Raw genomic sequence first — 13408 nt, 5'->3', positions numbered from 1 at the left:
TATAATCTATAAGATAATTTTATAAGTCTTTATTAACAATTAAAATCCTCTTGAAGATTCATGGTGTTTAGAAGCATTCGGTGTTGATTGTGATGATGGTGAGCTAGCACCATAATGAACCCCATTGCCGCGTGACAAATTCTCTTGCATATGTTGGCTTGCTCATGAGCTTTATTTTGCTCAGGTTTTACTTTCTAACATTTGGAGTTATAAAAGATTGAAATATTTCTTCTTTTTTACCGTATATTTCTTTTAAATCACCAAATTGCGATTCAACAAAATAACCAACTCCTACTTTTACTGCCGATTTAACTTTTTCAAAATTAGTTTTTTCAGCAGGAGGAGCAAATTCAGGTCTCGCTGCAACCTTTGCTCTAGTTACATTAAAATGCTCTCTTAGCTGCCCTTCACTTAATTGATCAATTTTAGGGGGTATAGTTAAAAATTCTTCTAATGTTTTGGTATCTATTTTTGCTTGCCTTTCTTTTTCAAGCAAGTCTTTCTTATCTTCATAATTTCCTATTGCTGTTTTAAACTATTTATTTGATTTATTTTATCTTTTTTTCGCTCCATACGCACTAAATTAGCATCTCCTTCACCTATTACATTAGCTCCGCTCCTCCTCCAATAGCACCTCTGCTACCAAACCGCCTATAATACCGCCTACAGAGTTTGCTTGTGCTACTAAAGATACCGTCTCTAAGGTAGTATCTCGTATTGCTTTTAAAATCTCTTTAGTTCTAGTTGAATTTAATTTTTCAGATTCAACTTTTTCTTGGTAAATTTTAGATAATTGAGTATCCAAGACATTTTGAAGTTCAGGGCTATCTTTTGCTTTATCTATTCGAGTAGTAACTACTAACTCTGCTTGCTTCACATAATTAGCTTTAATATTTTCTAAAGTTTTTTCTTTCTATCTAAACGCTTATCTTCTTTTACTTCTAAAGTTTCTTTTCCAACATTGTAAGCAACGGCTGATAAAGAAAGTGCAGCAAGCCCAACCCCAAAACGGGAGTGGGCTTAAGGACTAACGATACTGCAACGCCGCCAATTCTAGCCGCACGTCTTACTGCTTTACTACCTAATGTTTTATATGTTTTCTCTAGAACCTTTGCTGCAGTTTCACCACCGGGTAGTGTCATGATTTTATTTAATGCCTTATCGCTAAACCGGGACTTGGGGGGACCTTTTTCTTTAATTTTTGCACCTTGCTGAAGTGTATCAACCGGATCATAAGCTTTTGCTACTTTTTCTCCAACGTTAATTACTCCTTCTACTAATATGAGTAGGACTAGCGATAACTTTACTGCCCTCCTGTACCACTTCGATTGCTACTCCACTTGCAGCGATTCCGGCACGAGCAACTCTAGCACCGTAAAGTGCCGTATCCTCTTGCAGCGTTCTTTTTCCTGCTGGCTTATTTTACGATTGCCGTTCTCCTGTGGGGGCTCAGAAGCTTTTGTTTGTGCTGCTTCTAAAAGCTCTACTCTTTCAGGGGTATTTATTGAAGATTTAAGCTTATTATCTTCTGCTGCATTTTTTATTCCTTCTTCAGGAGTATTAATAGATGATTTACTGCTTAAATTTTCTTTACTCATGCATATCTCATAAAATTATGTTCTATGTTATTTCACATTCTATGTCATTCCCGTGAAAGCGGGAATCCATCTTTTAAAAAGTATAAACAAACAATGCTTTTATCGATTCTTGATTACTGGATTCCCACTTTCGCGGGAATGACATCAGAACTAGCTAGAAATGATACAAAAGAACACTCACCTCTTCCCCATCGCATAGCTAGTAATCAAGTTTTTTACAGGTTTAAAATTATTTATCACCTTAAATCCTATTTGTCTTAAACATCTTAAATTTTTGGAATAATTTGAAAAAATATTATTTAACTCATCAGTCAGCTTATACATAATAAAATTATCCTCTTGCCTTAGCTTTTGATATTCTTGTAATGTGCCATTATTACTAACTATCATACTCAAGATCTCTATATCCTTTATGCCCTGATTAAGCCCTTGTCCGGCGAGCGGATGTACTGTGTGGGCAGTGTCGGCAATAAGCACTATACGGTTATGAAAATATCTATTTGCTATACGGGCTTTTAGTGGAAAGCTACTAATCTCACTATCAATAGTAATTTTACCTAGGGAATTACCGGCATTTCTTTGAGTTAAAAACCTAACTTCTTCTACAGGCAAATTAACAATTAAAGCAGCCTGATCAGAAGAAGTTGACCATATTACGGATGAAGCATATTGATCTTTTAAAGGCAGCAAAGCAAAAGGACCAAGCGGCAGGAAATGCTCCATAGCACAATTTTCATGCGGCTTTTCATGCTTAATATTAAATGTAAGAGCAGTTTGATAAGGTTTCTCAATTTCATTAGCAAAGTAATGAGACCTCACTTTTGAATTTGCTCCGTCACATATAATTAATAAATTACACTTAATTTGGTTATCATCAAATTTTATAATCGAGTAGTCATTATGGCTTATAACCTCTTGATATTGATTATTATCAATTAATGTTATCAACGGATTATTAGTTATTTTTGACAATAGCATTTTTTTAAAGTCGCTATTCTTAACCACATATCCAAGTACAGCGTCAGCGTCATTTCGTAAGTCTAATATCTCTGAAGCCTTATTATCTACTACATATATGTCTTGCATTTCTGCTACAAACTTCTCAAGCTCTTCCCATATATCAATAGAGAATAAGAAATTTTTAGAATGCGGCGTTAAAGCAGTAGTTCTTATATCTTTAAAAAACTCTGGGCTTTTTACCGATTTACTCTCGAATATAATAGTTTTTATACCCTTTTGTGCAAAAGAAAGCGCCGTTAACATGCCGCTAAGACCGCATCCTAAAATTACCGTATTAGACATCTTCCCAAACTCTACTTCTAGAGGTAATTTGTGCGTCGATCCGATACTCGCATCCTCACGTACGCTTGTGTACGCTGCGATGCCGCGTTTCGTGTCTCCTACAAACTCCTCTCTATAAGCGAATTTGGCAAGATGTCTATCAATCTGTTTTGTTTTCATTCGATTCATTTATGAAATATTTTAAATATCCGTTTGTTGCTATAAAGCTTAGAAGAAAATAAATAATTGCTATATCCAAATATGAACTATTGCCTGAGTATAAACCTAAACAACAAATCAATAAACTCGCTAAAGTCGTGAAGCTATTTAAAATCAATAAATTTGTAAAAATATCCGTTTTGCTGATAAATAGGTAGGTTATTAAGCAAATAAATAATGAAATAATAATTAAAAAGATGTTAAGCATAATTTTTAAAATCGGTTTTACTGTTGGATACACAATCGTCATCGTCATTGCGAGGAAATTACGAAGTAATTGACGAAGCAATCTCAGGAGCTTGTTATTATTTCATGAGATTGCCACGCTCCCTACGGTCGCTCGCAATGACGACTTGGATATCCTACCCCTCTCATTATATATAATCATTTATAACACTACAAACTGCAAATAAAATTAATTAAAATTCCTTAAATAATTTTAATATTATGTAATCTTAGCCAACCTTTACATTATAAATAGCTATTGTGACAAAAATGTTATAAAAAAATGTTGCTTTCTTTTACATTCGGCATTAACGTATATATTTAGGTTCTTACGTACGATTTCTAAAAAGATTTAATTTTGACTATTTTTTGCTGCAAATTATAAGATTTTTTTTGAAATATGAATCACTAATTCTTTCAAAAATCTTATTAATTTTCGCTAAAAAATATCGTAAAATATTAAATCAATTAGCAATAGTACGTAAGAACCTAGTATTAATATTTTTAAGGTAAATTGTAATGTCACAACTAGATGTTTTAATAGTAGACGATGAAGAGAGTATACGAAATCTCATTGCTGCAAATTTGAAAGATGAAGGTTTTAACCCTAAGGTTGCCGCTAATAGTACTCAAGCCCTTAAAATACTTTCCGAAAAACCGGTCTCTGCAGTTATACTTGATATTTGGCTTCAAGGAAGCGAAATTGACGGACTTGGGATTTTAGAGATAATAAAAAAACGCTATCCTTTAATACCGGTAATAATTATTAGCGGTCACGGTACTATAGAAACAGCAGTAAATGCTATAAAAATGGGTGCTTACGATTATATAGAAAAACCGTTTAATAATGATAAATTAGTTATTTTACTTACAAGAGCTTGTGAAGTAACAAAGTTAAAACGCGAAAATATAGATTTAAAATCAAAGGTTATAGATAAAACTGAATTAGTAGGCGAATGTTCGGTAACTTTAAAATATAAAATGGCAATAGCAAAGGCAGCTAGCTCTAGCAGTCGTATAATGATTCACGGTAAAGTCGGTAGCGGTAAAGAACTTGCAGCAAGATTAATTCATAAACAATCTAAAAGGGTTAATAATCCGTTCATTATTTTCAGCCCTACCTGTATGACTACGGAAAAAATCAATCAAGAATTATTCGGCGAATCGGAAAAGCAGGCAAATAATAAACGCCCTACTATCTTGGAATTTGCCAATAACGGTACTTTATATATAGATGAGGTCAGTAATATTCCTATTCCTATCCAAGTAAAATTATTAAAATTCCTTAAAGATCAAACTATTACAAAACCTTGCGGAAAAAATATTAAAATTGATATAAAAATTATCACCGGTACTTCTAAAAATATCCAAGATGAAGTTAATAACGGCAAATTCCTAGAAGATCTATATTATCGCCTTAATGTATCCTCTCTAAAAGTACCTTCATTATATGAAAGAAAAGAAGATATACCACTACTCGTTAAGTATTTTGTTAAGCAACTTTCAAAATTTTCAGGTTTAAAAGAACGTAGCTTTGCCGATGAAACTATCGCTGCTCTTCAATCCTATGAATGGCCGGGCAATATTAGACAATTACGTAACGTTGTTGAATGGACTTTAATTATGAATCCGTTAACTACAGGTAATAATGAAATTATAAAACCTTATATGATACCTTCTGAAATATTAGCAAATAGTGCTAATCTTACAAAACTTGAAGATAGCTTTAATATGTTATCTATGCCGCTTAGAGAAGCTAGAGAAGTTTTTGAGCGTCAATATCTATCGGCACAAATGAGTCGTTTTAATAATAATATTTCAAAAACATCCTCATTTGTCGGTATGGAAAGATCGGCTTTGCATCGTAAATTAAAATTATTAAGCTTACATATACCTCCTACAAATAGAATAAATGACAAAGAATATGAGGAAGCAAATGCTTAAAGTCATATCAATAATTACGATTTATTTGTTATTAAGCAGCTGCTCCGAATCTACTCGTGATGCGAACGGATTACTTACGGATAGCCAAAGCACGGTAATTCGGAATTATATAATATCGCAAAATTCTAAAAACCTTAAAGTGAACCTTAAAAAGAAGTTCGGTTCAAATTTAAAAGGAGTAAAATTAATAGGAGTACAGCTAATAAATGAAGATTTATCAGGAATAGATTTGACTTCCTGCGAAATATTACGTGCTGATTTTGCAGGTAGCAATTTAGAAAAAGCAATACTTACAAATGCTATAATTCAAGAAAGTAATTTTGCAGATTCGGTAATAAAAAATATTTCCGGATATAATTCTGACTTTCAAGGTTCAATTTTTCACAATATAACATTACAAAATACAAATTTTGTTCAATCAAATTTTAGCGATACTGCTTTTAATAAAACTACTATAATAAATGTCAACTTTGAAAATTCTAAATTTAGTCATGTATTATGGAGCAATAATACTATAGACGGTGTTAATTTTCAAAAAGCTAACCTAAAGAATAATAGCTTTAAAAATACTAATATAACAAATTCAATATTTTACGGTACGGATTTAGAAAAAAGTATAATAAATAATACCAATTTTACTAATAATTATTTTGAATCTAGCAACCTAAGTCAAACTACATTAACAGCAGTAATAATTAAGGATTCTAACTTCACACAAAGTATTTTTAATGAAGTAAATTTTAATAACATACAAAGTAATAACTCTTGCTTTTCATACGCTTCCTTTCAAGATTCAACATTACAAAATATTAGCCTTACTAAATGTGATTTACAAAATAGTACAATTAGTAGTTCAGTGTTAAAGCATTTTAAAATCGATAATGCGATATTAAATAATATGAGTCTAAACGATAATAAATTTAATAATTTATCAATAAAAAATAGTAATGCTAATTTTGTAAGGATTAATAAAACTAAAGGCTCAAATATTACTTTAGATAATATTAGCTATACTAATAATATTTTTAGCAATAATGATTTTAAACAATTTATAGTGATTAATACTGACTTAAACAGCAGTGAAATAATAAACTCAAATATAACTAACGGACAATTTAATAATATAAATTTTTCTAAATCTTTAATACAAAACGTAAATTTTTCAGATGTTAAAATTACTTTAGGCAATTTAAACCAAGTAGCTCTAATAAATTCCACTCTAACAAATACTGCGGTTATTAACTCCGTCCTTTCTAATTCGCAAATAAATAATATTAACTACCAAGCGTATTCCGGTTTTATTAATACTAATGTTTCTAATAATATTATTTTAAATAGTGATAATTCGAGCAAAATTCTACCAAATAATATAGTAATAAATTCGGTAAAAGATTTGCAAAAAATAACTCACTTAGCAAATATGAATTTAACAAATTTTGACTTGAGCAACTTAATATTTGATAGAGTAGATTTTTCAAATAGTATCTTTAAAAATGCTAACCTAACAAATACGGTAATAAAAAATTCTATTTTAAAAGAGGCTAATTTTTCTGCAGCAATACTTACTAAAACAGATTTTTCAAACTCAATATTAACAGATAGTATATTTAAATCAGCTAAAATTGATCAGGCGGGCTTTAATAACTCCGACCTAACAAATGCCGATTTTACCGAAGCAGCAATTAAAGATACTGCGTTTGATAAAGCTAAGACAAGCGGAATGAAAGGAGTAGAATAATCTTTAAATACTTGGTCCTTATAAGAACATTCAGTATGTCATCCCCGCGAAAGCGGGAATCCAGTAAAACATATAAAAAATTTTTTATATGCTTATTTTGTTAAAGGTATAATTTTGTCCAATATTAAGGGTTATTTTTCTAGATGCCTGCTTTCACAGGAATAACATAGCATTTACCTTTGGTTGCTCTTGGAAGACCTTGCTTTATTAGTAGGAGTATTAGACGGTGTAAATGAGTTATTATTTATAAAAGCAGTAGGACTTTGCTGCTTCATTCTATTAATAATTTGTTGTTGTTTAAGAGTATTTATCTTTTGTTTTCCTGCTATCCTTATAGATTGAGTAATTTTGGCAGTTTCTACAAATATTTCCTTAGGAGTTTGTAACTGATCAATTCGCTCATAATGTTTTTTAAGAAACTCTTCTTTTATCTTTGGCTTTATTCCTTTCAAATCAACATATGTTCTATATAACTTCTTTAATTTTATTTGTTGCTTGGAAGATTTGTGAGGAAGTGATTTAATCGAATTAACAAGACTACTACCTATTTCTTTTATAATATTAACTGCAGGCGAAGCTATTTTCTTTATTCCTTCATAAATTTTACCTAACCCACTAGCAATAACATCTAATAGTTTAGGCGCATATTCTTTAGATATAGGGGGCATATCCCTAATAATATCTCTTGCTTCAGTTAGATTATTAGCTAAATGGAGTAATGCTTTTTTCTCCTCTAACTCGGTAGAGCGATTAGCATATGAACTAGCTATATCTGCCTGAGCATCTATAGTATCGGTAATTATTGATTTAGTATCATTAAAAGAAAGATCTATAGGTGTTTTTTTTTGCGTTATAGGACTGTCTTCTCTTAATTTATCTAGCCTATCACGTATTGCTTGGTCTTTTTGATCATTAAGGCTTTTACTTTTTTGTTCTAGTTTAAGCTCAGATTGCAGCTGCTCAATTAGATCGTCTACTTCATTACCGGATTTTTTTGTGGGGATATAAGGTCTATCTTGGAGCTTTGCAAACCTTTCTTCTAATTCTTCAAGTGATGGAGGAGTGCCTTTAAGTTTTGCTAGTCTTTCTTCTAATTCTTTTATTATTTGATCGTCCTGCTTTTTCTTAGACATATATATCTCTCTATAATAATTCCTAGGTTTTGTAAAAGAAAATTAATAAGATTTTTTGCAATAATAGTTATTCCTATTGCAAAAAAATCTTATGATTTACAACAAAAAATAGATTAATTTAATTTTCCGCATGCAAAGCCTAGTTATTAATAACACAAACTACTAACTAAAATAAAGTATTTTTTGATATGAGTTAAGATATAATTATATAAAGCTAGCATTATCCGTGTGGATCAGTGTTGCCAGTGTCACCTAGTTCCTTGATCACGGGGTCTAATTAAAAATACTAATATTGTTAGTACTTTAAGTTGTTTTCTGGATACCACACAATTCAGCTAATTCTGCACGTGCCTTATTTTCTCATATAACTTTAAACATTTTTCTTTTTTAACCATTCCCTCACTTCGTCAGTAGTGTAAGTTTTAAAATCAGGGGTATTAATTCTTTGCAAAGCAATTTTGCATCTTCTGAATCTTCTTGTATTTCCTGTAGATAATATTCAATTGCTTTACGTACTATATACCCTTTTGATCTGTCTAAGTTTTTTGCTGACTATGCTAAACTATTATTTAGTTCGTCCGGAATAGTTAAATTCAGTCTTGCCATCTTGTGACCTATCTTTAATTAATAACACATTACGACACATAATAGCACAAACTACAAACTGAAAAAAGCTATAAATACTTATCCAACACGTCCGACATAATTTTACGAGCTACAGGGGCGGCGGCTTTACTACCGCCTCCGCCATGATCAATAAAGACGGTAACGGAATAACTAGGATCGTGATAAGGAGCGAAGCCTAAGAACAAGGCATGATTACGCCTCTCCCAAGCAATAGATTTACGGCTTAAATCATCTTTAGCATTTAGTTTGCCTTGCACCTGCGAAGTACCGGTTTTACCAGCGAGCTGCCTATTTTTGCCTAAAATTCTATTATAATACGCCGTACCTCCCTCAACATTAACGGTATTATACAAACTTTCTTGGATTATTGTGATATTTTCGGGCTTAATATTGACATTATAAAATTCCGGATCATTTTTTAATATTCTAGGCGTATACAGTTTACCGTTACTTGCAATAGCTGTAATAAACCTTGCAAGCTGCATCGGCGTTACCCCTAGAAACCCCTGTCCGATTGCTAAATTAAAACTATCTCCTATTGACCAAGGAAGCTTTAATTTTTTCTTTTTCCACTCTTTTGACGGTACAAACCCGCTACTTTCAGGAGCTAAATCAATACCGGTTTTTGAACCGAGGCCAAATTCTCTTGCAACTTCAAGAATTTTATCCGGACCTACTATTCTTGCTAATTCATACATATAAATATTACAAGAATGCTTTAAAGCAGACATCATATCTAACGTTCCGTGTCCGCTATGATTCCAACATCTAAAGCTATTAGTACCAAGAGCAGAGCTACCGTCGCAAAAAACGGTTTTATTAGGATTAATGCCTACTTCAAGGGCTGCAAGTACGGTAATTATTTTAAAAACCGAGCCTGGAGGATAAGAATTTTGTATTACCTTATTAATTAAAGGCTTATAAGGATCACTCGTTAAACTTTGCCAATAATTTTCCGATAATTTACTGAAATGATTTGATTCAAAACCCGGAGTGGAAGCACAAATTAGTACATTTCCGGTTTTAGTATCCATAACTATTGCCGAAGAACCTTTAGGATTTAAATATTGCTGGATATTTTGCTGAAGAGACACATCGATATTTAAATGCATATCTTCACCCGATTTAGTAGGGATTCCTGCTATTTCTCTTACCTGCTTACCGTAAGCGTTTACTTCAACTTTTTTATAACCAAATGCTCCTCTTAGTTTGTTATCGTAATATTTTTCAATACCGGATTTACCGATATTAAAATCGCTTAAACTATGTATATTTAATTCCTGCTTCTCGTGCTCATTTATTTGACCAAGATAACCGATTAAATGAGAAGTAACGCTTGAAAAAGGATAAAACCTTAAATAACCTATATCAATAAATATTGAAGCGAGTTTATGCTTTTGTTCTTCAATCATTGATACTTGCTGCCAATCAAGCTGATCAAATATTATTAAAGGAGTGTGGCGACTAGATTTTTTAATTTTTTGCTTAATATAATTATATTTTTCCGGAGATAAATTTAGAATATTACTAATTATTTCTAATTCATCCCTATAATTATTATTAATGCTCCTATCTATTACTAGCTGATAACATGGTTTATTAGTAGCTAAAATATTGCCGTCTAAATCGTAAATTCTTCCTCTAGTCGGTGGAAGTACAACGAAATTAATACGATTCTTATCCGATAAAGTCTTATATTCTTCGCTTTTAATAAGCTGTAAATAAAACATTCTTATTCCAAGCAACGATAAAAATCCGAGTTTACCTAATCCGATTATAAAGGCTCTTCGTGAAATTAACTCACCATGTAGTATTTTCTTATTTAGCATACTTTTTAAAGTAATTCATAGGAGAGTCAAGTATAAGACGAATTATATTATAAGAAAATATAGTTGTTAAAAATTGAAAGAAAATTATTAAATATCCGTCTGCTTCTAGCTTCTTGATTGTTATTAGTAAATATTTAAAATTCAATATAAATAAACAATAAACGCAAAAAATAATGAAATTTATTAAATAGTTTTTAGCTACAAAATATTTTGAAGATAATTTATAAATCGTATATGCCGATAAAAAAACTAGCGAATTTGTACCGATAGGCATACCACTTATTTGATCTATAAATAGACCGAGAAAAAATATGCTAAAAATATTTAAGGAATATAACGACATAAAATAATAAATAAATATAATTTCCATCGCCGGAAAGATTCTGCTTTGAATATTTATTTTATAACTCACTAACGGAAATAATATTATAAAAAAACACAGCAAAGCAAACAGCAATTTTAATATTATTTGTAAGCTATTTTTATATATTTCCTGTTTTATCTTTAACATAAATAGTTTTTTGTTATATAGTTTTGTACTGTGTCATACCGTGACTTGATCGGCAATTAGGTTGTCATCCTACGACTTGATCGCGGGATCTATATAAACAACATTTTGTGTGGTCATTTTTATTGGACCCCGTGGTCAAACCACGGGGTGACAATAGAAAAATTGCAACCACCCAACGACCATATCAACCATATATAAAATATAAATTAATTTTCTATTTTGTACAGTTTTAAAAAATGAATATGGATTCTACAATAACTCACAACAACTAGGGTTAGGTCTTTTATCATTATCGCTAAGCTCTAATTCTTCTTGTGCCTCGGAACTTGTGGATATAAATAGTTGTTTTGATATAATATTATTTATTGTTGTCGTAGGATCAAAAGAGTTAAGCCGTGGGATAGGTATACTAGGTTTATCTGTTATATTTTTATTTTTTAAAACCTCCTTTTTAGCTTATAAATGCGTCATTGCCAGAAAATTTAGGCTTTTTGTTGCACAGATCGTTTTATGTCATTCCCGCATAGGCGGGGATGACATCAAGTAGGTTTTACCGATCTACGCAACAATGCCTGCTCGCAATAACAAAATCTATAATTGTTAGGTAATATTTTAACTTTCTTCCTCACTTTGTTCTATCGGTTCTAAACCATATAAAGATATCATACGTTCAAATACTCTACCGGCAGTAGGGGCAGCCGTCCAACTTGCGGTTGCAAAGCCAAAGCTTTCTTTAGTCGGTTTCGGCTCATCAAATCTAATAAAAATAATATATTGCGGGTTAGATGCAGGCAGCATACCTAAAAACGATGACGCTCTACTATTTTTTAGATATTTCTTTTTTCCCCCTGCCCCTTGTGAAAGTTTTTCTGCCGTACCGGTCTTACCGCCGATAAGATAGCCTTTGACCTCTGCTCTTTTACCGTTACCTTCTTTTACTACCGCTCTAAATAATTTCTTCATTTGGGTAGAGGTATTTTCACTAAAAACTTTTGTACCTATTACTTTTTCATCCTTTCTTTTTAATAAAGTAAGATCATATAAAGTACCGCCGTTAACAACCGGTAACATTGCTCTAACAAAATGCAAAGGACTAATCGAAATGCCGTAGCCATACGACATAGTAACACTCGTTAACTCATTCCATCTTTTCTCGGAAGGAAATAACGGAGTACCTCGTTCAGGTAATTCTATTTGTAACTGATCTAATAGACCTAATTTCTTTAGGTATTTTTTAAAATTGCTTTTACCGATTTCAAGCATAATTTGACTTGTGCCAATATTTGAAGAATATAGAAAAATCTCAGGTACACTATGCCATCCTTGCCTTGGCGTATAATCCTTAAGCTGGAATCCTCCTACTTTCATATAACTTATATCATAAGCATCATTCATATTTATTGCACCGGTATCAAAGCCGACTGCCATAGTTAATGCCTTAAACACCGAACCCATTTCGTAAATCCCGAGACTTGCTATATTAAACAGCTCTTCCGGTTTGGCTAAACTCGGATAATGCGGATCGAAATCAGGCTTATTTACTAATGCTAAAATCTCGCCATTATTTGGATCAGCAATAATGCCTACTGCTCCTATGGCCTTAAATTGCTTTAAAGTTTTATCAATCTCCTCACTTAAAATACTTTGTAATCTGATATCAATAGATAATTGAAGCGGTTCTTTCCGATTCTTTGGTTCGTTTAATTCATAATCAGAATTAGTTAAATACTTATCATAAGCGAGCTCTAAGCCACTAAGCCCTACCGAGTCTCTACCTACATAACCGACAACATGCGACAATAAATTAGAAAAGGTATAAATTCGTTTCTGCTCTTCTTCAAATTCAAAACCAAGTAACCCAAGGCTAGTTATCTTTTCTTGCTGACTAGGTAGTACATCCCTTTTTACCCATATAAAGCTTTTATTTGACTTAAGTTCTGCAAGTAATTTAGCTTTATTAATATCAGGTAGAATTTCTGCTAGCTTTTTTACGGAAGTTTCAGGATCAAGTACTATTTGTGGATTAGCAAATAATGAGGCAGAAGGTAGGTTCACTGCTAATAAATTACCGTTTCGATCAACTATTTCTTTTCTAAATTGATGATTTTTTTTAAAGGAATTAATATTTTTATCGTAAACATTCGTAGCAACGATTATCAATCTGTAAGATAAAGTACAAAAAAGAAAAGAAAAGACACAAATAACCATTAATAATCGGATTTTTGTATTTTTACTACAAACATTCCAAATTGTTAGACTTTTAATTGTAGGTTTCCATTTTTCCCAAATTTGTTTCATATGTT

The 13408-nt window shown here is 31.7% G+C and carries 11 protein-coding genes and 1 pseudogene; 2 read left to right on the top strand and 10 right to left on the bottom strand.

Translation table 11 applies throughout. From position 1 onward, the window contains the following. Positions 1-187: 187 nt before the first annotated feature. The 6 genes and pseudogenes from WSW_RS0106635 to WSW_RS0106610 form a co-directional block, all read right to left on the bottom strand. Positions 188-496, bottom strand: a complete 309-nt coding sequence (locus WSW_RS0106635) for a hypothetical protein (protein WP_016917530.1) — start codon at positions 494-496, stop codon at positions 188-190. Positions 497-607: 111 nt separating this feature from the next. Continuing rightward, on the bottom strand, positions 608-877 hold the full coding sequence (locus WSW_RS1000000112190) for a hypothetical protein (protein ID WP_016917529.1): 270 nt from the start codon (positions 875-877) through the stop codon (positions 608-610). A 20-nt stretch (positions 878-897) separates the two neighbouring features. Then, positions 898-1142 (bottom strand): annotated as a pseudogene (locus WSW_RS1000000109705) (hypothetical protein). A 189-nt stretch (positions 1143-1331) separates the two neighbouring features. Next, positions 1332-1598: a hypothetical protein gene (locus tag WSW_RS0106620; RefSeq protein ID WP_016917528.1), complete on the bottom strand. Its 267-nt coding sequence runs from the start codon at positions 1596-1598 to the stop codon at positions 1332-1334. A 177-nt stretch (positions 1599-1775) separates the two neighbouring features. After that, entirely contained in the window at positions 1776-3059 is a 1284-nt protein-coding gene (gene ubiH / locus WSW_RS0106615) for a 2-octaprenyl-6-methoxyphenyl hydroxylase (protein WP_016917527.1), read from the bottom strand. After that, positions 3040-3306: a monovalent cation/H+ antiporter complex subunit F gene (locus WSW_RS0106610; RefSeq protein WP_029375031.1), complete on the bottom strand. Its 267-nt coding sequence runs from the start codon at positions 3304-3306 to the stop codon at positions 3040-3042. Before WSW_RS0106610 ends, ubiH begins: the two co-directional genes overlap by 20 nt. Positions 3307-3842: 536 nt before the next feature. On the opposite strand from WSW_RS0106610, the gene WSW_RS0106605 reads away from it, so the two are divergent. Together WSW_RS0106605 and WSW_RS0106600 are read left to right on the top strand one after the other, a co-directional pair. Continuing rightward, positions 3843-5267 (top strand): sigma-54-dependent transcriptional regulator, encoded by a 1425-nt coding sequence (locus WSW_RS0106605; RefSeq protein WP_016917525.1) that lies wholly within the window; start codon positions 3843-3845, stop codon positions 5265-5267. Further along, on the top strand, positions 5260-7005 hold the full coding sequence (locus WSW_RS0106600) for a pentapeptide repeat-containing protein (RefSeq protein WP_016917524.1): 1746 nt from the start codon (positions 5260-5262) through the stop codon (positions 7003-7005). Before WSW_RS0106605 ends, WSW_RS0106600 begins: the two co-directional genes overlap by 8 nt. Positions 7006-7178: 173 nt before the next feature. On the opposite strand, the gene WSW_RS0106595 is transcribed toward WSW_RS0106600, so the two are convergent. The 4 genes from WSW_RS0106595 to WSW_RS0106575 all read right to left on the bottom strand — a co-directional run bounded on the left by WSW_RS0106595 (position 7179) and on the right by WSW_RS0106575 (position 13403). Then, the gene (locus WSW_RS0106595) at positions 7179-8138 is read right to left on the bottom strand and encodes a hypothetical protein (protein WP_016917523.1); all 960 of its coding nucleotides are present in this window, start codon (positions 8136-8138) and stop codon (positions 7179-7181) included. A gap of 674 nt (positions 8139-8812) precedes the next feature. Beyond that, entirely contained in the window at positions 8813-10594 is a 1782-nt protein-coding gene (mrdA, locus tag WSW_RS0106590) for a penicillin-binding protein 2 (RefSeq protein ID WP_016917522.1), read from the bottom strand. Further along, positions 10584-11105, bottom strand: a complete 522-nt coding sequence (locus WSW_RS0106585; RefSeq protein ID WP_014273613.1) for a hypothetical protein — start codon at positions 11103-11105, stop codon at positions 10584-10586. The genes mrdA and WSW_RS0106585 overlap by 11 nt, the downstream gene beginning before the upstream one ends. A 612-nt stretch (positions 11106-11717) precedes the next feature. After that, positions 11718-13403, bottom strand: a complete 1686-nt coding sequence (locus tag WSW_RS0106575; protein WP_012736709.1) for a peptidoglycan D,D-transpeptidase FtsI family protein — start codon at positions 13401-13403, stop codon at positions 11718-11720. Positions 13404-13408 lie beyond the last annotated feature (5 nt).

Source organism: Rickettsia honei RB, assembly GCF_000263055.1.
Classification (GTDB): domain Bacteria; phylum Pseudomonadota; class Alphaproteobacteria; order Rickettsiales; family Rickettsiaceae; genus Rickettsia; species Rickettsia rickettsii.
The sequence above is the reverse complement of the archived record's forward strand: the minus strand, read 5'-3'. Positions and strand labels throughout refer to the sequence as shown.

Bases quoted from the DNA above. Each gene is read 5' to 3' on its own strand.
- WSW_RS0106620 (WP_016917528.1), bottom strand. From the start codon at position 1,598: ATGAGTAAAGAAAATTTAAGCAGTAAATCATCTATTAATACTCCTGAA.
- WSW_RS0106610 (WP_029375031.1), bottom strand. From the start codon at position 3,306: ATGCTTAACATCTTTTTAATTATTATTTCATTATTTATTTGCTTAATA.
- WSW_RS0106605 (WP_016917525.1), top strand. From the start codon at position 3,843: ATGTCACAACTAGATGTTTTAATAGTAGACGATGAAGAGAGTATACGA.
- WSW_RS0106600 (WP_016917524.1), top strand. From the start codon at position 5,260: ATGCTTAAAGTCATATCAATAATTACGATTTATTTGTTATTAAGCAGC.
- mrdA (WP_016917522.1), bottom strand. From the start codon at position 10,594: ATGCTAAATAAGAAAATACTACATGGTGAGTTAATTTCACGAAGAGCC.
- WSW_RS0106595 (WP_016917523.1), bottom strand. From the start codon at position 8,138: ATGTCTAAGAAAAAGCAGGACGATCAAATAATAAAAGAATTAGAAGAA.
- WSW_RS0106585 (WP_014273613.1), bottom strand. From the start codon at position 11,105: ATGTTAAAGATAAAACAGGAAATATATAAAAATAGCTTACAAATAATA.
- WSW_RS0106575 (WP_012736709.1), bottom strand. From the start codon at position 13,403: ATGAAACAAATTTGGGAAAAATGGAAACCTACAATTAAAAGTCTAACA.
- ubiH (WP_016917527.1), bottom strand. From the start codon at position 3,059: ATGAAAACAAAACAGATTGATAGACATCTTGCCAAATTCGCTTATAGA.